Source organism: Synechococcus sp. CBW1107 (assembly GCF_015841355.1).
Taxonomy (GTDB): Bacteria; Cyanobacteriota; Cyanobacteriia; order PCC-6307; family Cyanobiaceae; genus Regnicoccus_A.
This window is the reverse complement of record NZ_CP064908.1, coordinates 112,445-132,147: the sequence shown is the minus strand read 5'-3', so window position 1 is coordinate 132,147 and position 19,703 is coordinate 112,445. Positions and strand designations below refer to the sequence as shown.

Genomic DNA, 19,703 nt, shown 5'->3' with positions numbered 1-19,703 from the left:
GGGGCCAGAGCCATGGACGAGAGGGGACCCCGCTGGCTGGTGCCCGGCGACTGGGACGGGCTGCTTGGACTCGGACTGGACAACCTGATCCAGATCCTGCTGATCCTCGGCCTCTGCCGGGGCGTGCTGGGTTACCCCGACGGCCTGATCTTCGGGGTGATCCTGCCGGCCACAGGCATGAGCCTCGTGGTGGGCAATGCCGCCTACGCCTGGCAGGCCCATCGACTCGGCCGGGTGGAGCGCCGCTCCGACCGCACCGCCCTGCCCTACGGCATCAACACGGTGAGCCTGTTCGCCTATGTGTTCCTGGTGATGCTGCCGGTGAAGCTCACGGCCCTCGGTCAGGGTCTGAGTGATGCCGAGGCCGTCAGACTCTCTTGGCAGGCGGGACTGATGGCCTGCCTGGGCTCGGGGCTGATCGAATCGGCGGGGGCCTGGTGCGTGGGAGGACTGCGCCGCTGGCTGCCGCGGGCCGCCCTGCTCTCCACCCTGGCCGGCATCGCCCTGGGCTACATCGCCCTGGGCTTCCTGCTGCGCACCTACGCCCATCCCGTCGTGGGGCTGGCGGTGCTGGCGGTGATCCTGCTCACCTACTACGGGAACCTGCGCCTGCCCATCCCAGGCGGCCTGCTGGCGGTGCTGCTCGGCATCGCCCTGGCCGCGGCCACTGGCTTGCTGCGGCTGGATCCCATCAGCTGGCAGGCCAATGCCGCCCAGGTGGGCTGGCATCCACCCAGGCTTCAGCTGGGGGCTCTCTGGCAGGCCCGTGACCAGCTGCTGCCCTGGATCGGCGTGATCGTGCCGATGGGACTGTTCAACATCCTCGGATCACTGCAGAACCTGGAGAGCGCCGAGGCCGCCGGCGACCGCTATCCCGTGAAGGGATCGCTGCTGATCAATGGCGTGGGCACGATCGCGGCGGCGCTGCTGGGCTCCTGCTTCCCCACCACCATCTACATCGGCCATCCCGGCTGGAAGGGGATGGGCGCCAGGATCGGCTACTCCTGGCTGAACGGGCTGCTGATGGGCCTGGGCTGCCTGTTCGGCCTGTTCGGGTTGATGGGCCAGCTGGTGCCGATCGAGGCCGGGATGGCGATCGTGCTCTACATCGGCATCGTGATCGCCGCCCAGTGCTTCCAGGCCACCCCTGCGGCCCACGCTCCGGCCGTGGTGCTGGGCATGCTGCCGGGGCTGGCGGGCTGGGGTGCCCTGCTGCTCAAAGCCGGGCTGCGGGCCGGTGGCGCCGGCGGGGCGGGGCCACCCTTCGGGCCCGCGCTGCTGCTGCCGCTGCAGCAGGCCGACGTCTGGGCGGCGGGAGCCTTCGCCCTCGAGCAGGGGCAGATCGTGGCGGCGATGTTGCTCTCAGCTCTGCTGGTGTACGTGATCGAGCAGCGCTTCCTGGCGGCCTCGGCCTGCGGGCTCCTGGCGGCTGCCGGCTCCTGGTTCGGGCTGATCCACGCCTGGCGTTTCACGCCCGCCGACACCGTCCTGAATCTGGGCTGGGGCACCGGTGCCGACTGGGCTCTCGGCTATCTGGTGATGGCGGCGGTGTTCGCGGCGGCGGCCTGGGCGCAGCGGCGCTCCCGCCGTGGTCCCCACCCAGTCGGTGACGCTCCACCACGCTGATGCTCCAGAGAGCCCGGCGCGGATCTACAGCGGAGACTGATCCCTTGGAGGGCCCCATGTTCCTGAAATACCGCCCCGACGGCAGCTTGGTGGAGGTGCTCGACGTCAAGCAATTGATGGACCCCTTCGCCTCTTGCCTGAGCGGGCGCTTCCACGCTGGTGAGGAGATGCAGGAACCGCAGTCGTTCAGCAAGACCGACCTGGTGTTCCCCTCCGATGAAGCGATGCCCCGCTGCTGGCTCGATCCGGCCTACCACCAGGGCTGAATGCCTCGCACCCTGCTGATCAGTGGCGCCAGCCGTGGCATCGGCCGGGCGATCGCCACCGTCCTGGCGGCCGAAGGCCACTGCCTCAGCCTGGGGGTGCGTACCCCCCAGGCCCTGGAGGGCACCTCGCTGGAGCCCTCGCCTCAGGTGCTTGTGCACCCCTACGAGGCCACCCAGCCGGCCAGCGCCGAGGCCTGGGTGGCGGCCACGGCCGGACGTTTTTGCTCGATCGACGGGCTGATCCACTGCGCCGGGGTGTTCTCCCGGGCCGGACTGCTGTTCGGTGCAGAAGAGGCGGCGGAGCCGGAGCGGATCTGGGCGGTGAACCTGATGGGCCCCTGGTGGCTCACCCGTTCGGCGTGGCCCTGGCTGGTCCGCAGCGGCCGGGGCCGGATCATCACGCTCGTCTCGATGAGCGGTAAGCGTGTGAGGGGGGGGCTGGCGGCTTATGCCACCAGCAAGTTCGCCCTGATGGCCCTCTGCGACTGCATGCGCCAGGAGGGCTGGGACGCGGGCATCCGGGTCACGGCGATCTGCCCGAGCTGGGTGAACACCGAGATGGCGGCGGCGGTGCAGGCCATCCCGCGCCAGGAGATGACCCAGCCGGAGGATCTGGCCGCCCAGGTGAGCCTCCTGCTGGCGCTGCCGGCCAGTGCCGTGCCCTTCGAGCTGGCCATCAGCTGTCAGCGGGAGTGGTGAGCCCCCCCTGGGGGGCGGCGCTGCGCAAGGATGCGGGCCTCGAACGCAGCGGCGGAGATGGCTCGTCTGATCATCGTGCTCAAGCCCCGGGGGCCTGCGGCGGGCCATGAACTGATCCCGAAGCTGATGCCTGCCCTGCAGCGTCTGAATGCCGAATTCGACCATCAGGGTCCGTCCCACCTCAGTGGTGTGATGCGCGTTCCTCCCCAGGGGATGGTGGTTCAGCTGTTCGCTGATGTTCAGCCCCAGGCCGATGGCCCCGAGCTGGATGTGGTGCTGATGAGCTCCGAAACGATGATCAAGGGCGCGCCCCAGACCCTGCAGGCCCTGGCCGCGCTGATCTCCCTGCTGCCCGAGCATGCCGGCGATCTGGAGCTGATTTTCCGCTCCGACCGTGATGGCCCCGTGCCCAGGCAGGGCTCCCGGCCTCTGGCCGCCCAGGGCTGAGCGGCCATGCCCAGGCCCGTGCTGGTGATCGCCAGCGGCAACCGCCACAAGATCCACGAGATGGAGGCGATGCTGGCCTCGCTGGATCTCGTGGTGATGCCGCAGCCCGAGGGACTGGAGGTGGAGGAAACCGGCAGCACCTTTGCCGAGAACGCACGGCTCAAGGCGGAGACCGTGGCCCGGATCACCGGCCACTGGGCTCTGGCCGATGACTCGGGCCTGGCGGTGGATGCCCTTGACGGTGCCCCAGGCGTGTACTCGGCCCGCTATGCCCAGGGCGATGAGCAGCGCATGGCCCGTCTGCTCAAGGAACTGGGGGACACCCCCTACCGCAGCGCGGCCCTGATCAGTGCCCTGGCCCTGGCCGACCCAGGCGGCACCACCGTGCTCGAGGCGGAGGGGATCTGCCGGGGGGAGATCCTGCGCCAGCCCGTGGCCGCCCCCGGCTACGGCTATAATCGTCTGCTGCATGTGCGCGAAGCGGGCTGCACCCTCGCTGAACTACCTCCCCATCAGCTGGAGAAGCTCGGCAGCCGCGCCAAGGCTCTGCGCACCCTGGCGGTGGCTCTGCCGCGGGTGCTGGGGCTGAACGTGAACGGCCGGCCCTGAACGTTCTTCTCCGTCTCCCGAGGGAGTGTGAGATCGTCAGCGGTTGATGATCTCGATCGCCCGCATGGCGGCGGCGGCGGCTTCGTCGATGTCGCCCTCCCGGCCCGCCAGGGTGAGCCGCCCGTAGGCACCCACGGCCTTGACATCGACCACGGTGATGTTCGACGACTTCTCGGCCTCGTTGGCGGCGATCAGCACGTAGCCGGCCGGTTCGGTCTCGAGGATGAACATGCTCATGCCGGCCTGGATCATCGAGCCGCGCCGGTTCTGACGGTTGATCAGCACCGCATGGTCGGGGGTGATCGCCCGGATGATCTCGTCCCAGGTGACTTCGCAGCGGCCACGCCGTTCCACCGTGGTGCCCATCGCGTCCACCACGGCCTGGCCGGAGAGCAGCACGCTGCTCTGATCCCGGTGGTACAGGGCGAGGCTCCCGAAGGCCCGCTCCACCACTTTCTGGCCGAGGCGAACGGTGCTGGCCTTGAGGGCGATGTCGGTGAGGCGGTGCACGGCCATGCCCGGCGCCACCTCCAGCCAGAGGCAGGCATCGCCGGGAATGGGCAGGAAGCCCTGCGACACCGTGCCCATGTAGGCGGCCAGCTGGGGCTGCAATGAGTCGAGAAAGACGTAGGCGCGCAGCTCGATGGCCTGACGCGGTTGCACCGCGGGGCTGTGGCTGCCTGTGAGGCGAACCTGACGACCTCGGCCTGAATCGTTCGGCGGGCGGGAATCCATCCGTGACGAACGGGGCATCAAGCAGACCTGTGGGATGGGTGGCGCGATGGCCTGAAAGAGCCGGCCTGAACGAGCCGGCCGAATCCCCAGGGGACTGGGTTCTCGAGGAAGCAGGGGGATCCTACCCTTCGGCCCCTTCCGGTTTCCTGCTGAAACGAGGCCAGCCCCTTGCGCGCACCGGCACAGCCGATACCTTCGCCTCAAGACCCTTGAGAATCACCGCCGTGGCTCCGAAATCCAGCAGCACGGTGAACCCCACCACCACCTTCTCCGAGTGGATCAGCGGTGCGATCGAGCAGGGTGTCAAACCCGAGCAGGCCCTGGCCGTGGTGGGACTGGGTCTGATGCGCGGCATGGCCAGCACGGGCGCCGAGCTGCCTCTGCTCGAACTCGATGCGGAAGTCGAGGGATCCGCCACCGTGTCGACTCTGAAGGGCCGTCTCGAGGCGATCTCCCTGGCCGTCCAGACCGGCGCTCCTCTCACCACCCAGGAGGTGACCCTGCTGCTGGGGGCCCGGCCCGGCACCGCCGTGGTGCGCCGGGCCGGCCTCACCGCCCAGCGCCTGAGCCGCAATGTCTGGCAGCTCAGCCGTTCGAGTGATGAGCGCTCCACTCCCTCGGTGGGATTCAGCGATGGTTTCCGTCGCCGCCTCTGAGCTCTCCTGCGGCCCCGGCGTGTTGCGTTTGGTCTCCGGCGCTGGCTTGGCCTGAGTCAGCAGGGCTAGCTATGGAATGACCGGCGACCCCTCCACCCCGTCGGCCCCTGAGCCGCCTGCGCCCCCCCAGGTTGCATGGCTGGCTCCGGAAAAGCCCCCGCGTGTTCACCGGGGGCTTTTCTGTGGGCGCCACACTGGTTCTGCCCGTCCGCGCCCCCGTCGCGATGTCGTCCGCGCCCCTGTTTCATCTGGCCTTCCCCGTTGTCGACCTGGAGGCCACCGAACACTGGTACGTGCAGGGTCTGGGTTGCCGGCGCGGCCGCCGCAGCGCCGAGGCTCTTGTGCTCGAGCTGGGCGGTCATCAGTTGGTGGCCCATCTGGAGCCTGGGGAGCCCCAGACCCAGAAGGGCATCTACCCCCGCCATTTCGGTCTGGTGTTCGCCAGTTCCGAGGAGCTGGACGCCCTCGAGCAGCGGGCCCGCGCTCAGGGCCTGCGGCTGGAGGGTGAGCCGCGCCTGCGTTTTTCAGGCACCCCCCTCGAGCACCGCAGTCTGTTTCTGATCGATCCCTCGGGCAATTGGCTGGAGTTCAAGCACTACAGCAACCCCGAGGCGATCACCGGACTGGAGTCCTGTCAACAGGTGGGTGAGCGGCACCGGCAGCTCCCCCCAGGCGGCGGTGATCAGAAATCCACCGGCGGGTAGATCGACATCCTGGCAATGCCGACCTGCTGGGCAACGGGATTCGGCCCGGCCGGGAAGGCCACCACCGAAAACTGATAGACATCGGCGCTGGAAGGGTTGCTCCAGGGCCGCAGCGCCACTGTCACGGTCTGCCCTGGAGCGGGCGGCGACGGGAAGGTGATGCGAAACAGCCGACTGGCGTCGTTGAAGCTGGCCTGGACCGGCACCGGCGGGCCTTCCCGCCTGGGCTGGCCCAGGAAGGCGCGGGTGCGGGAGTCGTCGAAGGAGAAGCGCCAGTCGGCTCCCGAGATCTGACGGATCTCGAGCGCCCCCAGCCCCGCACCGGCCTCCTCGGGCATCTCGATCGTGACGTAGTACTCGCCGCCGCGATCAAAGACGGTCGAGTAGTAGGTGCGCCAGCGCAGTTTCCAGGGGGCACGCAGGAACTGGGTCTGGCCGGCCTGCTCATCGCCCATGGCCGCAGCAGGTGCCACCAGGCCTGTCCCTGTGATCATCAGGCTCAAGCCGATGGCGGCCAGGGGCGCGAGCAGTCGCGTGCTGTTGAGGCGATGGTGATTCATGGCGGGTCAACGGCTGAGGACGGCTCGATCCAGCGCTTCTCCCAGCGTGAGAGCAGCTTCGGCAGCACCAGGATCACCACCACCAGCACCAGCGCACCCAGGCCGAACTCGACCACACCCCGAAGCATCCGCTCCATAGGGATCCAGCGGCCCCCCAGCCAGGCCAGGCTGACCATGGAGCTGGCCCAGAGCATCGCCCCCAGCAGGTTGCACACGACGAAACGGCGGTAGGGCATTGCCACGGCGCCTGCCATGGGTCCGGCCAACACCCTCAGAACCGCCACGAAGCGTCCCAGCAGCACCGAGAGCTCAGCATGGCGCAGGAACCGTTGACGGAGTTTCTCGACTTGCTCGGGTTTCTGGCCCAGCAGGGCACCAGCGCGCTGCACCAGACCCCAGCCGGCCCGACGCCCCACCAGATAGCCCAGGTTGTCACCCAGCACGGCTCCGCCGGTGGCGGCTGTGATCACACCCAGCAGGTTGAGCTGACCGCTGCCGGCGGCGTAGCCCCCCAGCAGCGTGAGCGTTTCACCCGGCAGGGGCAGGCCTGCATTCTCCAGCAGCATCGCCAGGAACACCACCAGGTAACCCCAGTGGGCGAGGAGCTTCTGCAGTTGCTCCAGGCTGATCAGGTCACTCCATGGTGTGCTCATGGGGTGATCGCTGCCGGGGCGCGATCCAGTCCGAGGAATGGTCTGGGATCCTGGTCGCGGCGGTGCTGCCGAGGCAGAGCCGACATGGCCTCCTTCGGGCCCTCGGCCGCCCCGATGGCGGCTCCGAGGGCCTGGCGCAGCCGACGGGCGGCGTGCAGAGGCATGTCGCGGGGCACACTGATGCGATCGCGCAGATAGCGCAGGCCCGGGGCGGATCCTGCCGGTGGCTGGGGCAGAGATGAACCCACCAGGGTGCTCAGGGCGCAACGCAGGGCCCGGTCAAAGCGCTCCGGTTCGTCGGGGTTGACCGCTGCGATCGTCTGGCGGTGCTTCAGCACTCGCGCCAGGGCGACCAGAGCTGATCCCTCAGGCTCCGGCTGGGAGGTTTCCGGATCCGGGCTGGCCACGGGCCAGGGCCCTTCATCCACGCGCCGCTGGGCGGCTTGCTGTTCCGGTGTGACCCAGTCGTGGCAGCCACCCATCTGGGGCGGGAGGTCGTGGGCATGGGTGTGGAAGTCGCTCTGGGTGCCCAGGTAGGTGGGACGGGTTTCCATCGCCTCGAACCAGGCCGCGATGGCGGGGTGACGGGAGCGCAGGGGATAGCCCTTGTAATAGAAGAGGCTGGCACTCATGCGCTCGATGTAGGGAGTGATCACCACATCGGCGCTGCTGAACGTCTCCAGCAGATAGGGGCCGGGGCTGGAGCTCAGGACCTCATCCACCGCCGCGGCCACCCGATCGAACTGAGCGGCGGCGCGCTCCTCCTGGGCCGGGCTTAATCCGGGGCTGCACAGCCACTGGCACCAGGCGCGGAACAGCAGCCGCTCCAGTTGGCGCAAGGGCAGCACCGCCGGGTCGGTCATGCCGCGGTTCAGGGGACCGAAGGCTCGCTCCAGGGCCAGAAGGATGTCGTCGCTCTCGGTGATCAGCCGGCCATCGAGCTGAAGGGCCGGCAGCATGCCGGAGGGCACCAGCTGGCGGAACCAGCGTTCCTTCTCCCCGTAGCAGAACATCGTGACCTTGCGGATCCGGTAGGGGATCTGCTTCTCCTCCAGCCACAGCCACACCTTCTGGCAGTAGGGGCACCAGGCATGGTGGTCGCGGAAGAGGGTGACCCTCACCTCCTCTTCGCTGGCCCCGAAGAGTCGCAGCAGGGCCTGGGCGTTGGCAGGGCCGTTGACCCGGTCGGGTTCGGCCGGGGCCAGCGCCGCCAGCTCCTCCCAGCCCAGCGGCTCAGTCGTTTCGATCACACCGGACCACCCGTTTCCAGCCATTGAAGCCAGGCTAGGAGCCTGACGACCGGCCTCTCGCGCTGTGGTGGCCCTGATTCCTAGCGTTTGACCTGGACGCTTTCCCCTCCATGTTCGACGCTTTCACCAAAGTTGTTGCTCAGGCTGATGCCCGCGGCGAGTTCCTCAGCTCCGCTCAGCTCGATGCCCTCGGCGCGATCGTCTCCGGCGGCAACAAGCGGATGGATGCCGTCAACCGCATCACCTCCAACGCCTCCAAGATCGTCACCAACGCGGCCCGCGATCTGTTCGATCAGCAGCCGGCCCTGATCGCCCCCGGCGGCAACGCCTACACCCATCGCCGCATGGCTGCCTGCCTGCGCGACATGGAGATCATCCTCCGCTACGTCACCTACGCCGTCTTCACCGGCGATGCTTCCGTCCTGGAGGATCGCTGCCTCAACGGCCTGCGTGAAACCTATCTCGCCCTCGGCGTCCCCGGCGCTTCCGTGGCTGAAGGGGTCCGCAAGATGAAGGACGCCGCCATGGCTCTCGTCAACGACCGCAACGGCATCACCCCCGGTGACTGCTCCGCCCTCGCCTCCGAGATCGGCACCTACTTCGATCGTGCTGCCGCCGCCGTCGGCTGAGCCGCCGCAACGGCTGCAGCGGCTCAGCGAAGCGTGGGTGGCGCCTCTGTCCTCTGGTTCCTTCCACGCTCCGTCTCGTCGGGCTTCGTGCCCCGGCGGCGTTCAATCCAGCTGCCGTTCCCGTCTCCGCCGGACCTTGCGGGCCTCCTCCGCCAGCAGCAGTGCGAGGGGAGCGCCCTTGGTGATGGCCATCAGGGTCACCGGCTCCGGTCAGCCCTCCTCCTCGGTCCAGTCGAGCAGAACGGTCATCAGCCGCCGCTTCGAGTCGAACGGAATCTCCCGCTGCAGCGGCAGCCGCGTCGGCAGTGTGCTCAGCTCCAGACCGGCACCGGCGGCCGCCAGCAGCAACAGCCGGGCGCTGGGGTGATCGGTGGCCGCCTCCTCTGGCAGGGCGCCTGCGCCGGGCAGCCAGAGGCTCTCCACCACCATGCGGTTGCACGTGAGCGTGCCGGTCTTGTCGGTGCAGATCACGGCGACGGCCCCCAGGGTTTCCACCGCTGAGAGGCACCGCACCAGCATGTTATGCCGCGCCATGCGCTGCACCGAGAGGGCGAGAGCCAGGGTGACCGTGGGCAGCAGACCCTCCGGCACGTTGGCCACGATGATGCCGATCGCGAACACGAGGCTCTCGCGCAGATCGAGTCCCACGAAGAACAGGCTGGCGGCGAAGGCCAGCAGACCGGCTCACCTGCCGCTCGAGGGTGCTCACGGAGCGATGGGTTCCTGCGGTGAGCCGAGCCACCTGGCCGAATTCCGTTTCGGAGCCGGTGGCGTACACCACCGCCTCGCCCCGGCCGGCGGCCACGCTGGTGCCGGCTCTGGCAGCAGGTTGGCCCGCTCGCTCGGGTGCACTCGCTCCTCCTGGGGCTGCTCCCCGTGCCGGCTGAGGACCCTGCCGGAGCGCAGAGGCAGCACTGGCCGGCGTTCCTGGGAGTCGGGCTGCCGGGAGACGGGCAGCGATTCGCCGGTGAGCACCGACAGGTCGAGGTAGAGCTGACTGGCCGCGATCAGGCGGCAGTCGGCGGGCACCTGATCCCCCTCCTCCAGCTGCAGGTGATCGCCCGGCACCAGCCCCTCGGCGGGGCGGTTCTGCCAGAAGGCAAAGAGGGTATTGATCAGGATCACGCTCCAGATCGCCCAGCCCAGCGCCGGCGTGCGGGCCGCGAAGGCCATCGCGCCCGCAGCCCACAGCAGCAGCGCCATCATGTGGATCAGCAGGTGGGTGAAACGCTCCAGGCGTTGGGCGGCTTCGCGGCTCGTCAGTCCCTCCGGTCGGCTCTGGAGGGCCGCAGCCACCAGATCGAGGGGCAGCGACCTGATCGGATGGGCGGGAGAGATCAGCACGGCGGAGGCTGGGAGCTGTCGTCCGGACCTTACCCAGCCCTCCCGCGGCGCGCTCTCGCCGGATCAGGTGACGGACCGCACCCCAGTTCAGAGCAAAAAAGCGCAAGACTCAAATGGCACCGGCGAGCGAAGGGCTGTTTCCGCAGTTCCCCGCAGCACGGGAACGGTGCAGCAAAAAGCCCTGGACAACCAGGGCCTTTCTGCTCAGGCTCGGTTCGGTGTCAGTCACATCCGGCCACAGCTGTGGCCACCCGGAACACACCTGAGCCACAGGTCAACGCCATCGTTGGCCCGTGCCATTCCACCTTCCCCGCCACCCTTCGCCACGTCCGCCCTGGTGGCTCATCGCCGGGGTGCTGATGACGCTCTGCCTGAGCGGATCGGGCTGGCTCAGCTGGCAGCATCCCCAGCGCCCGTCACGCCAGGCCGCCCAGTGCACAAGCGCAGGTTGCCCCGATCCATCCGCCCTAGGTTGAGCGCAGCCGCGCCACATCGCTTGACCGTTCTGCGCACCCTGCTCACGGCCACCGCTGCGGTGGTTCTCTCCGCCACCGCGGCGTTCGCCGCACCGGCCGCGTCCCTGCTCAAGGGACTGAAGCTGCCGGTCCCAAGCGGTCTGCCCAGCCTGTTCGCCGCCAATGCCGTGGGTCAGATCAGCCTCAACGGCCAGCTGGGCGGCACACCCGAGGGCCTGCTCGCCAAGCTGCGCACGTCCCTCACCAGCCAGGGTTACAGCGAGCGCACCATCAACACCGTTTCGGGCCCGTGGGGCTTGAATCTGGTCTTCGATCCACCGGCTGGCATCAGCGTCGACGGCACCCCTGCCGGCAAGACCGCCGTGCTGGTGCTTCAGGCCACGGCGCTCGCTCCTGGCAAGCTCAATCTCAATGTGCGCTACGAAGCGCTCTGAGGGGTCCCTTAGGCTGAAAGCCCTCTGCTGGAACGGGTTTGCAGGACGCCCCCTCGATGGAGATGCTGAGCCTGTTTCCCCGCTATGTGCTCAAGGGGCACCTGCCGGACGCTCTGCTCACCCAGCTGATCACCCTGGCGGGCCAGGTGCTTGCCGATCCGGACACCTCCCCGGATGCCTCGGTCAAGCTGGCCGGTCAGCTGGATCAGCAGCGGGAGCTGGCTCCCCAGCACCCGGCTGTGACCAGCCTGGCCAGCACGGTGATCCTGCCGGGCTGTGACCACTGGATCCGCCATGTGATCGAGCGGCAGCCCCCCCAGGGCCGCGGGCCCTGGCTTCCCGGACGCTACGGCCTGCAGCTGGTGGATGTCTGGCTGAATGCCCAGAGAGCCGGCGATTACAACCCGGTCCACACCCATGGGGGCAGCTTCTCCGGGGTGGTGTTCCTGAAGGTGCCAGCCCAGATCCGTCCGGACAGCTTCGACGGCCAGCTCTGCTTCCATGGCCCGGAGGAGTGGCACATCCAGAGCTTCCACACCGGCATGGTCCACTACGCCCATCCAGTGCCGGGTGATTTCTATGTGTTTCCCGCCTGGCAGCCCCATTCGGTGCCGCCGTTCAGGGGGGAGGGGGAACGCTGGTCCCTGGCGTTCAACGTGATCGCCGTGCCGCAGCCGGCTGCGCTGCGTCCCCCCGCGGCCACGTCCAACGCCAACGTGAATCTTTCGCTCTCGAGCCGCCGGCCCAAGCCCGGCGGCTTCTCCTGAACGTGACCGGCTCTTGGCTCAGGCCATCCCTGGCCCTCCTGATCCCCAGGGGACAGCGGACGGCACGGCCCGGACTCCGGCTGCTGGCCTTCCTGGTGGCGCTGCTCCTGCCGGTGTTGTTCGCCTCAGACGGGCTGGCGGTTGGGCGTCAGGGACTCGATGGCAGGGCGGGCACTCAGCGCCTGGTCACCCACACGATCGCGATCGAGAGCCAGCCCTTCCACGGCGACCTGCTGCGAACCTCCCAGCGCTGGCACGAGGCTCCCATTGCTCAGGTGGTGGGCGAGAGCCCGCAGGACACCCTGCTGAATTTCTATGTCGTGATGGCCAAGGTCTACGACATGCTTCAGGACCTGGTGGCCGACCCCACGGCCGAGCCTGGCCTGTTCTGGTCGGCCTCCACCCTCGAGCGTGCCCGGGAAGCCAACGACTATCTCCAGGAGGCCATCACGGCGCTGGATGTTCAGGCCTTGCCCCAGAGCATCCGCAGCGACCTGGGGTAGCGCCCCTCCGAGTGGTGTAACTCAGGAGGTCCTGTGACCCTCTCCGGAGGGTGAACAGGAGCAGTCAGGGGATGACTGCTTGGAAGCTGATTGCGCAGCTCCATTGATCCATTATGAACCCTGATCGCTGAATTGGCAACTCAGCGATCGATGTGTTCTGTGTAGATCGAGGTAGAAGCTGGTGCGCTTCAGCTGATGGTTGCAGCCGGCTGGGCGTTCGGATCTGCATCGGTGAGCTCCAAGGGCTCTTCTGGCTCTGGGATCTTGGCCATGGTGGCCTCAGAGAAGAAGCGGCGACGCTCCAGCTGCCATTCCTCCTGCTGCTCCAGCAGCTGGCTGCCCACCAGGCGCACGATCGCTGGATCATTGGGGAAGATGCCGACCACGTTGGTGCGGCGTTTGATCTCCTTGTTGAGGCGCTCGAGCGGGTTGGTGCTCCAGACCTTGCGCCAGTGCTCCTGGGGGAAGTGCAGGAAGGCCAGCACGTCGTCCCGGGCGGCTTCCATCACGGGCACGGCGCCGGGGAACTGCTTGCGCAGCATCTCGGTGACCCGCTGCCAGTGGGCGCGCACCTGATCTGGAGCCTGGATCACGAACACCGCTTTCATGGCAGCGGCCACCATGTCCTGGCCGGCCTTGGGCACATGGCTCAGCAGGTTGCGCAGGAAGTGCACCCGGCACCTCTGCCAGCTACTGCCCTGGAACATCCGCTTGATCGCTGCCGTCAGGCCCAGGTGGGCATCCGAGATCACCAGGCGGGTGCCGTCGAGGCCACGCTCCTTGAGTGAGCCCAGGAACTGACGCCAGAAGCCCTCCGCCTCGCTGTCGCCCACGGCAATGCCGAGAACTTCGCGGTAGCCGAGGGCATTGATGCCGATCGCCACCACCACCGCCCGCGACACCACCTGCATATTTCGGCCCAGGCGGCCGTGGAGGTAGGTGGCGTCGAGGTAGACGTAGGGAAAGCGGGCATGGTCAAGCGGCCGGCCCAGAAAGGCTTTCACCTGCTCATCGAGCCCCTGGCAGATGCGGCTCACCTCCGATTTGGAGATGCCGCTGGCCCCGCCCAGCGCCTCCACCAGGGCGTCGACCTTGCGGGTGGAGATCCCGCCGGTGTAGGCCTCCATCACCACGGCGTAGAGCGCCTTGTCCACCCGGCGGCGTGGCTCCAGCCAGCTGGGAAAGAAGCTGCCCTGCCGCAACCTGGGAATGGCCAGGCTGAGGTCGCCCACCTGGGTGGTGAGCAGCCGCTCCCGGTAGCCGTTGCGATGGGTGGAGCGCTGATCGGGGCAGCGCTCATGGAGTTGAGCGCCCGTGAGGGCAGAAACCTCGGCTTCCAGCAGGTCCTGGAAACCCCGGCGCACGATCTCTGGGATCAGGGCGCCAGCGGTGGTGCCCTCCATGAGCTGGCTCAGCTCGGAGGCGCCACTATGGGTGAGGGTCATGGTCTGTGTTCGGTTTGGTGGTAGTTCTCCGAACAGGGTCACAGACCGGCCCACCCATTGCCACAGCTGAAATCTGAGGGAGGTGAGCCGTCAGCCCCGGCTACGCCGGGGCTGATCCTCCTGAGTTACACCACTTGCTGGGACGCCGCTCGACCTGGCGATGGAATATGCGTTGAAACTCAAGAAGCTGCTGGATTACAGCTTCATCCATGCACCGGACCTGTTCCAGATTCCTGATCGTGATGCGATGGTGCGGCTGTCGGAGCGCCAGTCCAACGGTGCCGGCTACTGGCGGATTCCGGGAACCTCGATTGCCCTGACCGATCAGATCGCAGGTTCGGTTGATCCTCACAACTACTACTTCTCTGCAGAGACGATTGCCGAGATCCCCTCTCTCTACGAGAAGATCAAAGACTTCAGGGCACCTCGAATAATCAGCACAAATAGGAAATCTTGCGGACATAAAAATGCCGCCATGGAGGCGGCTACGCAAGAAAGCATTATATCAACTATTGACGAGTTTCACTGAACCGTATCACTTCTATGAGTGACTCATGCAACCACTACTACGTGGGCAGAGCGCTGGAGATAGCGCAGTAAATTAAATGTTAGGTTCTTGAGACCCCACCAAGCCTCGTTCCTTTCTAGCCCAATCTTTCTTGTCAGCTTTCCACCCATGGACATGGTCATGCAGCCAAAGACATGCTCGACACAAGCTCTGATCGACGACTTAAGACGATTTAATTCCTTGGCTGCGTCGCTAAGCGGATGATTGCGAGCGCCTTTTTCGTGGATCAGGCTTTCGAAGCCACCGAGACTCAGAAGAGCATCAAAGCATTCGCCGGAATATGCTGAGTCTGCCCAGACATAGTCATGCTCGTTTTCTGGATCAAGCAGAAGTGGAAGCATCTGGCTGTCGTGGATATTGGCAGGAGTGACAGCATATCGGCGTATGAATCCATGGTCGACATCGATGCAAATACTGTTCTTGTAACCGTAGTAACTGAGGCCGTTCTTTTGTGTCCAGCGAGCGTCTAAATCCTTGTATCCGTTCAGGGGGCGTGACAGCTCGCGGCGAACATCGGCCCTGCTGAACCCTTGACGACAGCTTGATTTCCGGTTGCATCTCAGGTAGAGACCCGCCTGTGATGACCGCACATCCGGCTGGAATTCCAGAAGCCGACTGGCTGGAAACTCCCGCCAGCGTCAGAGCGCTGATCAACGCCCAGCAGCAGGAGATCGAGCTGTTGCGCGGCCAACTCACCTCCTTGGCCACCGAGTTGGCAAACCTGCGTGAGCGGATCGGACGCAGCTCTCGCAACTCATCCAAACCTCCCTCCAGTGATGGTCTGGGTTTTAAGCCGCCAGAACGGCGCAAGGGCAGTGGCCGCAAGCGGGGCGGCCAGCAGGGCCATCCCGGATCCGGACCAGAGCTGCTGTCGATCGAGCGGGTGGATCAGGTGGTGGATCACCACCCTGATGCCTGCCGCCGCTGTGGCACCTTGCTCCAGGGAGAGGATCTCGATCCCCTGCGCCATCAGGTGATCGAGATCCCGCCGATTACCCCGCTGGTGATCGAGCACCGGCTGCATCGCCTGGTCTGCCCCTGCTGTTCCACCAGCACCTGCGCCTCGTTGCCGGCGGATGTGGAGGCCAGTCACTACGGCCCAAGGCTCAGTGCACTGGTGGGCCTGCTGGGCAGTGCCTTTCCGTTGAGTTTCAGCAAGACCCAGGCCCTGCTCCAGCAGCTGGTAGGAGTGGAGATGAGCCGCGGCGCGATTGGACGGGTCCGCCAGCGCTTGAGTGCAGCACTGGAGCAGCCCATGCAGGAGGCCCTTGCTTTTGCCCGCGTGCAGCCGGTGGCCTACGTAGATGAAACTGGCGCCCCCACCGGCAATGCCGACGGCAACAATCCCACTGGAAAGCGGGGCTGGCAGTGGGTCATGGTCACCGCCGTGGTGACGGTATTTGTGCAAGGGCTGAGTCGATTGTCAGGCGACAGCGAAAACTGGTCCGGAGGCGACACGAAAACTGGTCCACCCCGTGGAGCGAGCCAGGCAGGACGACAAGGGCAGCGCAGGGGCGCCATCTCTGGAGCCGATGGTTCTGGAGACAGCTGTGCAGACCCCTCAGGACGTGGAGGCGATGCGACGGCTATCGGCAGCAGGTTGGGGCCGGAGGCGGATTGCTAAAGAACTGGGCTGTTCACCGGAGACGGTGCGCAAGTACCTGCGGCAGGGTGGCTGGCAGCCCTACGGGAAGCCCTGCCGCAACACGGTTCTCGATGGCCAACGGGAGTGGCTGCGGCAGCGGTTTATGGCCCACCGCGGCAATGCCGATGTGGTGCGGCAGGAGCTGGCCAGTGAGAAGGGAATCGAGGTGAGCCTGCGGACAGTGGAGCGTGCCGTGGAGCCGTGGCGGCGGGAGCTGCGCAACGCGGCCCTGGCGACGGTGCGGTTTGAGACCCCGCCGGGCCGGCAACTGCAGGCAGACTTTGGCCAGTGCCTGGTGAGCATTGGCGGCGAGCGGGTGCGGGTGCACCTGGCGGTGCTCACCCTGGGGTACTCGCGCCGGCTGCTGGTGCGGGCATTCCGCAGCGAGAAGCAGGACCACTGGCTCCAGGCCCTGGAGGAGGGTTTCCGCCACTGGGGCGGGGTACCGCAGGAGGTGCTGGTGGATAACGCCCGTGCGCTGGTGAGCCAGCACGATCCCGAGCGCAACATCCTGGTTTTTGCCGAGCGGCTGGAGGAGTTCGCCCGTTACTGGGGGTTCAAGCCCCGTGCCTGTCGGCCGTACCGGGCCAGAACCAAAGGCAAGGACGAGCGTGGGGTGGCGTACGTCAAGAGGAACGCCATCGCTGGGCGGGAGTTCAGCAGCTGGGCGGAGTTTGAGGCCCATCTGGTGCGCTGGACCCGCGAGGTGGCCGACCTGCGGGTGCACGGCACCACCGGCGAGGCGCCGCTGGACCGGTTTGTGCGGGCAGAAGCCCAGGCGTTGCAGCCGCTGGAGGCCAAGCCGTCGTTCCTGGCGGAGCGGGAGCTGGTGCGGATCGTGCACAGCGACTGCTGCGTGGAGGTGGAGGCGAACTGGTACTCGGCGCCGCAGGCGCTGATCCGTCAGCGGGTGAGCGTGCTGGTGCGCGATCAACAGGTACTGATCCGCCACGGCGGCCGGATCGTCGCTGAGCACAGGCGCCAGCGGCCCGGTAGCCGCAGCCGCCAGGTGATCGACGGCCATTGGGAGGGCCTGCTGCCGCAACGGCAGCAGCGCGAGGCGGAGCGATCGCTGCGGGATGGCAACGCAAGACGTGATCAGGAGCAGCGCCCGGTCCGCAGCTCTGAACTGGCCCGGCCTCTGGCGGTTTATGCCGAGCTGATCGGGGAGGTGGCGGCATGAGTCCCACCAACCCACGCAACCGATCCACAGCGGCGATACCACCGGTACCGACCGAGGAGCTGGAGGCAATGCTCACCCGCCTACGGCTCCCAGCAATCCGCGACCGCCTCGATGCGCTGCTGGAGGAAGCGGCAAGGCGGGAGATGAACCTGCGCGAGGCCCTGGCCTGGCTGTGCGCGGCCGAGGTGGCACGCAAAGACCAGCTGCGGATGGAGATGGCGCTGCGGCTGGCGCGCTTCCCCTATGTGCGCACGCTGGAAGCGTTCGATTTCGAGGCCCAGCCGTCGATCGACCCGGCCCAGATCCGTGAGTTGGCCACCTGCCGCTGGGTGGCCAACGGCGACACCCTGCTGCTGCTCGGGCCGCCGGGTGTGGGCAAGACCCACCTGGCGGTGGCGCTGGGCCGGGAGGCGGTGCGTCTCGGTCACAGCGTCCAGTACGTCGGTGCCATGGAGCTGATCAGCGCCCTGGCCAAGGCCCAGGCGCAGCACGCCCTGGAGGGCCGGCTGACGCAGTACGCCAAAACCCGGCTGCTGATCATCGATGAGCTGGGCTACCTGCCGCTGGAGCCGAACGCTGCGTACCTGTTCTTCCAGCTGATCTCCCGCTGCTACCAGCGCGGCAGCGTGCTGATCACCTCCAACCGCCCCGTCATGGAATGGGGCGAGGTGTTTGGCGATCAGGTGGTCGCCACAGCGATCCTCGACCGGCTGCTGCACCACAGCCACGTGCTGACGATCCGGGGCGACAGCTACCGGCTCAGGGAGAAGCGGCGCAGCGGCCTGATCCGCCCGCAGGCGGGCGGTTCCTCCTCACCGGACAGCGCTGGCCTACGGCCACCACCGCCCGGTGAGAAGGCCTAAGGGGAACCCGGATCAAGCGGCACAGATGCCGCAGCCAACAACAACGACACGACACCCACCGATGAAACACCGATCCAAGGGCAGCCGTAAGGCCCCCATCAGCAAGCCATCAGGTGGACCAGTTTTCGTGTCGCCGGAGGACCAAAAGCGGATGTCGCTTGACAGTCGATCGACGACCGCTGCCATCGAGCTGCTGGGGAACGCCTTTGGCGGGATTGTGGTGAGCGATCGCTTCTCGGCCTACAACCACCTGCCCACCAAGCAGCGCCAGCTGTGCTGGGCGCACCTGATCCGCGACCTGACGGCCATCGCCGAACGCCCGGGCGCCAGCGCTGAATTCGGAGCCCAGCTGCTGGGCCTGCAGCAGCAGCTGTTTGGCCACTGGCACCGCTACAAGGAGGGAAAGATTGACTGGCCCGCCTTGCAGCAAAGCTGCCGGCCGATCCGCCAGACCTTTGAGACCACGCTGCAGCGGGTAGTAGAGCTCGGCTACCAGCGCGGCGAGCGAACGCCTTGGGCCAGCACAGTGCGCACGTGCCAGCAGCTCCAGAAGGTGACAGGTGGGTTGTGGACCTTCCTGGAGAACGAGGGAATAGAGCCCACCAACAACGCCGCAGAACGTGCCCTGCGCCAATCGGTGATTCAGCGCAAGATCAGTCAAGGAGTCCAATCCCGCCAAGGTGCGATCTGCCGGAGCCGCCTGCTCACGGTCACCACTACCCTCAGGCAACAGGGGCGGGATGTCTGGGAGTTCCTGGAGCAGGCCTGGATCGCCCATCACCGCGATGGGGTGATGCCGTCACTGCTGAGCGATCCCTGAAGGCAGAAGAAAGGACAAGGAAGAGTCTCTGATCGCTCAGCGGTGAGCGATCAGGCTTGCATTCGTGCGGTGGGGCGTCCCGACCCCTGAACGCATACAAATCCTTTTGCTGCAAGCGGTCTAGGTTTTCATCCCAGCCCTCTGGCAGCCTTCCGGCTTTGATTTCCTTGTTCTCCTCGCGGGTATTGCGTTGCTTGGGAACAGGGACGAGAGTCGCGTCAATGATCTGACCACCCCGGGCTTGGAGACCCTGAGAGCGCAGGTATTCCTCAAACATCTCAAAGAGTTCCTCGATAACTCCCGCCTTGCGCAGTCGCTCTCTGAAGAAGGCGACTGTGGTGGCATCTGGTATGTCATTCATCACCCCAAGACCAACAAACCCCTCGAAGGAGCGACGGTCATTTACTTGGAATTCGATCTCTTCATCACTTAAATTAAATAGCTGCTGGAGCACCAGCATCTTGAAAAGAATCAGTGGGTCGATTCTCTTGCGTCCAGCATTGCTTTTGCGCTCCTGGCTATAGCCCTTGTCAAGCAAAGGGCGGAAAGATTCCCAGGGAATCGATTCTGCGAGACGGATCAGAACCGGCTTCTTCTCTTGGAGCTTTGCAACTCTTTGTTGTTCGTCCCAGAAACCTCGCTGGCCCATAGAAAGTATGTAATCGGTATGGCCTAGTATAATCTAAATCCGGACGTTATCAAGCGGTCTTACGATTTTTCGAGGTGCCCTTCAAAGCACCAGTCGGTGAGTTCTTCACACCGGACTTTTACCGTAGTTTTGCCACAACTCCGGGTTATATCCTGCCGCCCAAGTGGTATCT

General features: G+C 66.3%; 24 protein-coding genes and 1 pseudogene. 16 read left to right on the top strand and 9 right to left on the bottom strand.

Going from position 1 to position 19,703, the window contains the following annotated elements:
- Window positions 1-12 precede the first annotated feature (12 nt).
- The 5 genes from I1E95_RS00745 to rdgB are packed head-to-tail and all read left to right on the top strand — an operon-like array spanning window position 13 to window position 3,647.
- Complete coding sequence (locus I1E95_RS00745) at window positions 13-1,626, top strand: NCS2 family permease (RefSeq protein ID WP_197164501.1); 1,614 nt, start codon at window positions 13-15, stop codon at window positions 1,624-1,626.
- A gap of 56 nt (window positions 1,627-1,682) precedes the next feature.
- Window positions 1,683-1,892: an acetyltransferase gene (locus I1E95_RS00740; protein WP_197166907.1), complete on the top strand. Its 210-nt coding sequence runs from the start codon at window positions 1,683-1,685 to the stop codon at window positions 1,890-1,892.
- A complete protein-coding gene (locus I1E95_RS00735) occupies window positions 1,893-2,591 on the top strand; it encodes an SDR family NAD(P)-dependent oxidoreductase (RefSeq protein ID WP_197164499.1) in 699 nt (232 codons plus the stop codon).
- Between the two features lie 57 nt (window positions 2,592-2,648).
- Complete coding sequence (locus I1E95_RS00730; RefSeq protein WP_197164497.1) at window positions 2,649-3,038, top strand: hypothetical protein; 390 nt, start codon at window positions 2,649-2,651, stop codon at window positions 3,036-3,038.
- Between the two features lie 6 nt (window positions 3,039-3,044).
- Window positions 3,045-3,647, top strand: a complete 603-nt coding sequence (gene rdgB, locus I1E95_RS00725) for an RdgB/HAM1 family non-canonical purine NTP pyrophosphatase (protein WP_197164495.1) — start codon at window positions 3,045-3,047, stop codon at window positions 3,645-3,647.
- Window positions 3,648-3,683: 36 nt separating this feature from the next.
- On the opposite strand, the gene I1E95_RS00720 is transcribed toward rdgB, so the two are convergent.
- A complete protein-coding gene (locus I1E95_RS00720; protein ID WP_197164487.1) occupies window positions 3,684-4,382 on the bottom strand; it encodes a BMC domain-containing protein in 699 nt (232 codons plus the stop codon).
- A gap of 224 nt (window positions 4,383-4,606) precedes the next feature.
- Here I1E95_RS00720 and I1E95_RS00715 point away from each other — a divergent pair, with 224 nt between their 5' ends.
- Together I1E95_RS00715 and I1E95_RS00710 are read left to right on the top strand one after the other, a co-directional pair.
- On the top strand, window positions 4,607-5,038 hold the full coding sequence (locus I1E95_RS00715; protein ID WP_197164485.1) for a hypothetical protein: 432 nt from the start codon (window positions 4,607-4,609) through the stop codon (window positions 5,036-5,038).
- A gap of 224 nt (window positions 5,039-5,262) precedes the next feature.
- On the top strand, window positions 5,263-5,742 hold the full coding sequence (locus tag I1E95_RS00710) for a VOC family protein (protein ID WP_197164483.1): 480 nt from the start codon (window positions 5,263-5,265) through the stop codon (window positions 5,740-5,742).
- Here I1E95_RS00710 and I1E95_RS00705 read toward each other — a convergent pair.
- From I1E95_RS00705 to I1E95_RS00695, 3 genes are read right to left on the bottom strand one after another with little or no spacing between them, the layout of a single operon-like run.
- Window positions 5,721-6,302, bottom strand: coding sequence for a DUF2808 domain-containing protein (locus I1E95_RS00705; protein WP_197164481.1), 582 nt, complete (start codon window positions 6,300-6,302; stop codon window positions 5,721-5,723). The two genes, I1E95_RS00710 and I1E95_RS00705, sit on opposite strands and share 22 nt — an antisense overlap.
- Window positions 6,299-6,955, bottom strand: coding sequence for a DedA family protein (locus tag I1E95_RS00700; protein WP_197164479.1), 657 nt, complete (start codon window positions 6,953-6,955; stop codon window positions 6,299-6,301). The genes I1E95_RS00705 and I1E95_RS00700 overlap by 4 nt, the downstream gene beginning before the upstream one ends.
- Window positions 6,952-8,205: a glutathione S-transferase family protein gene (locus I1E95_RS00695; RefSeq protein ID WP_370594564.1), complete on the bottom strand. Its 1,254-nt coding sequence runs from the start codon at window positions 8,203-8,205 to the stop codon at window positions 6,952-6,954. The genes I1E95_RS00700 and I1E95_RS00695 overlap by 4 nt, the downstream gene beginning before the upstream one ends.
- 110 nt (window positions 8,206-8,315) lie before the next feature.
- Here I1E95_RS00695 and I1E95_RS00690 point away from each other — a divergent pair, with 110 nt between their 5' ends.
- A complete protein-coding gene (locus I1E95_RS00690) occupies window positions 8,316-8,834 on the top strand; it encodes a phycocyanin subunit beta (protein WP_197164475.1) in 519 nt (172 codons plus the stop codon).
- Window positions 8,835-9,044: 210 nt separating this feature from the next.
- Here I1E95_RS00690 and I1E95_RS17095 read toward each other — a convergent pair.
- Window positions 9,045-9,612: pseudogene (locus tag I1E95_RS17095) on the bottom strand (HAD-IC family P-type ATPase).
- A complete protein-coding gene (locus tag I1E95_RS17085; RefSeq protein WP_255518518.1) occupies window positions 9,540-10,178 on the bottom strand; it encodes a hypothetical protein in 639 nt (212 codons plus the stop codon). The pseudogene I1E95_RS17095 and the gene I1E95_RS17085 overlap by 73 nt, the downstream one beginning before the upstream one ends.
- Before the next feature lie 496 nt (window positions 10,179-10,674).
- Here I1E95_RS17085 and I1E95_RS00680 point away from each other — a divergent pair, with 496 nt between their 5' ends.
- From I1E95_RS00680 to I1E95_RS00670, 3 genes are read left to right on the top strand one after another with little or no spacing between them, the layout of a single operon-like run.
- Window positions 10,675-11,088, top strand: coding sequence for a hypothetical protein (locus tag I1E95_RS00680; RefSeq protein ID WP_197164474.1), 414 nt, complete (start codon window positions 10,675-10,677; stop codon window positions 11,086-11,088).
- 56 nt (window positions 11,089-11,144) lie between these two features.
- Window positions 11,145-11,855 (top strand): putative 2OG-Fe(II) oxygenase, encoded by a 711-nt coding sequence (locus I1E95_RS00675; RefSeq protein ID WP_197166906.1) that lies wholly within the window; start codon window positions 11,145-11,147, stop codon window positions 11,853-11,855.
- 2 nt (window positions 11,856-11,857) lie between these two features.
- Complete coding sequence (locus I1E95_RS00670; protein WP_197164472.1) at window positions 11,858-12,358, top strand: hypothetical protein; 501 nt, start codon at window positions 11,858-11,860, stop codon at window positions 12,356-12,358.
- 188 nt (window positions 12,359-12,546) lie between these two features.
- Here the strand turns inward: I1E95_RS00670 and I1E95_RS00665 are convergent, their stop codons facing one another.
- Window positions 12,547-13,803 carry an IS256 family transposase gene (locus tag I1E95_RS00665; protein WP_197161565.1) on the bottom strand — a complete coding sequence of 419 codons (1,257 nt, stop codon included), beginning with the start codon at window positions 13,801-13,803 and terminating at the stop codon, window positions 12,547-12,549.
- Between the two features lie 160 nt (window positions 13,804-13,963).
- Between I1E95_RS00665 and I1E95_RS00660 the strand changes: the two genes are divergently transcribed.
- Window positions 13,964-14,332: a hypothetical protein gene (locus tag I1E95_RS00660; RefSeq protein ID WP_197164470.1), complete on the top strand. Its 369-nt coding sequence runs from the start codon at window positions 13,964-13,966 to the stop codon at window positions 14,330-14,332.
- A gap of 23 nt (window positions 14,333-14,355) precedes the next feature.
- Here the strand turns inward: I1E95_RS00660 and I1E95_RS00655 are convergent, their stop codons facing one another.
- Window positions 14,356-14,961: a transposase gene (locus I1E95_RS00655; RefSeq protein WP_197164468.1), complete on the bottom strand. Its 606-nt coding sequence runs from the start codon at window positions 14,959-14,961 to the stop codon at window positions 14,356-14,358.
- On the opposite strand from I1E95_RS00655, the gene I1E95_RS00650 reads away from it, so the two are divergent.
- From I1E95_RS00650 to I1E95_RS00640, 4 genes are all read left to right on the top strand, one after another.
- On the top strand, window positions 14,952-15,995 hold the full coding sequence (locus I1E95_RS00650; RefSeq protein WP_197164466.1) for a DUF6444 domain-containing protein: 1,044 nt from the start codon (window positions 14,952-14,954) through the stop codon (window positions 15,993-15,995). The genes I1E95_RS00655 and I1E95_RS00650 overlap by 10 nt on opposite strands.
- Entirely contained in the window at window positions 15,904-17,199 is a 1,296-nt protein-coding gene (gene istA / locus I1E95_RS16680; protein ID WP_370594568.1) for an IS21 family transposase, read from the top strand. Before I1E95_RS00650 ends, istA begins: the two co-directional genes overlap by 92 nt.
- A complete protein-coding gene (istB, locus tag I1E95_RS00645; RefSeq protein ID WP_197163513.1) occupies window positions 17,196-18,062 on the top strand; it encodes an IS21-like element helper ATPase IstB in 867 nt (288 codons plus the stop codon). The genes istA and istB overlap by 4 nt, the downstream gene beginning before the upstream one ends.
- 151 nt (window positions 18,063-18,213) lie before the next feature.
- Window positions 18,214-18,882 (top strand): transposase, encoded by a 669-nt coding sequence (locus tag I1E95_RS00640; protein ID WP_231594756.1) that lies wholly within the window; start codon window positions 18,214-18,216, stop codon window positions 18,880-18,882.
- On the opposite strand, the gene I1E95_RS00635 is transcribed toward I1E95_RS00640, so the two are convergent.
- Entirely contained in the window at window positions 18,785-19,531 is a 747-nt protein-coding gene (locus I1E95_RS00635) for a transposase (protein WP_231594755.1), read from the bottom strand. The genes I1E95_RS00640 and I1E95_RS00635 overlap by 98 nt on opposite strands.
- Window positions 19,532-19,703: the final 172 nt, after the last annotated feature.

Bases quoted from the DNA above. Each gene is read 5' to 3' on its own strand.
- I1E95_RS00745 (WP_197164501.1), top strand. From the start codon at position 13: ATGGACGAGAGGGGACCCCGCTGGCTGGTGCCCGGCGACTGGGACGGG.
- I1E95_RS00740 (WP_197166907.1), top strand. From the start codon at position 1,683: ATGTTCCTGAAATACCGCCCCGACGGCAGCTTGGTGGAGGTGCTCGAC.
- I1E95_RS00735 (WP_197164499.1), top strand. From the start codon at position 1,893: ATGCCTCGCACCCTGCTGATCAGTGGCGCCAGCCGTGGCATCGGCCGG.
- I1E95_RS00730 (WP_197164497.1), top strand. From the start codon at position 2,649: ATGGCTCGTCTGATCATCGTGCTCAAGCCCCGGGGGCCTGCGGCGGGC.
- rdgB (WP_197164495.1), top strand. From the start codon at position 3,045: ATGCCCAGGCCCGTGCTGGTGATCGCCAGCGGCAACCGCCACAAGATC.
- I1E95_RS00720 (WP_197164487.1), bottom strand. From the start codon at position 4,382: ATGGATTCCCGCCCGCCGAACGATTCAGGCCGAGGTCGTCAGGTTCGC.
- I1E95_RS00710 (WP_197164483.1), top strand. From the start codon at position 5,263: ATGTCGTCCGCGCCCCTGTTTCATCTGGCCTTCCCCGTTGTCGACCTG.
- I1E95_RS00705 (WP_197164481.1), bottom strand. From the start codon at position 6,302: ATGAATCACCATCGCCTCAACAGCACGCGACTGCTCGCGCCCCTGGCC.
- I1E95_RS00700 (WP_197164479.1), bottom strand. From the start codon at position 6,955: ATGAGCACACCATGGAGTGACCTGATCAGCCTGGAGCAACTGCAGAAG.
- I1E95_RS00690 (WP_197164475.1), top strand. From the start codon at position 8,316: ATGTTCGACGCTTTCACCAAAGTTGTTGCTCAGGCTGATGCCCGCGGC.
- I1E95_RS00675 (WP_197166906.1), top strand. From the start codon at position 11,145: ATGGAGATGCTGAGCCTGTTTCCCCGCTATGTGCTCAAGGGGCACCTG.
- I1E95_RS00665 (WP_197161565.1), bottom strand. From the start codon at position 13,803: ATGACCCTCACCCATAGTGGCGCCTCCGAGCTGAGCCAGCTCATGGAG.
- I1E95_RS00660 (WP_197164470.1), top strand. From the start codon at position 13,964: ATGGAATATGCGTTGAAACTCAAGAAGCTGCTGGATTACAGCTTCATC.
- I1E95_RS00650 (WP_197164466.1), top strand. From the start codon at position 14,952: ATGACCGCACATCCGGCTGGAATTCCAGAAGCCGACTGGCTGGAAACT.
- istA (WP_370594568.1), top strand. From the start codon at position 15,904: ATGGTTCTGGAGACAGCTGTGCAGACCCCTCAGGACGTGGAGGCGATG.
- istB (WP_197163513.1), top strand. From the start codon at position 17,196: ATGAGTCCCACCAACCCACGCAACCGATCCACAGCGGCGATACCACCG.
- I1E95_RS00640 (WP_231594756.1), top strand. From the start codon at position 18,214: ATGTCGCTTGACAGTCGATCGACGACCGCTGCCATCGAGCTGCTGGGG.
- I1E95_RS00635 (WP_231594755.1), bottom strand. From the start codon at position 19,531: ATGGGCCAGCGAGGTTTCTGGGACGAACAACAAAGAGTTGCAAAGCTC.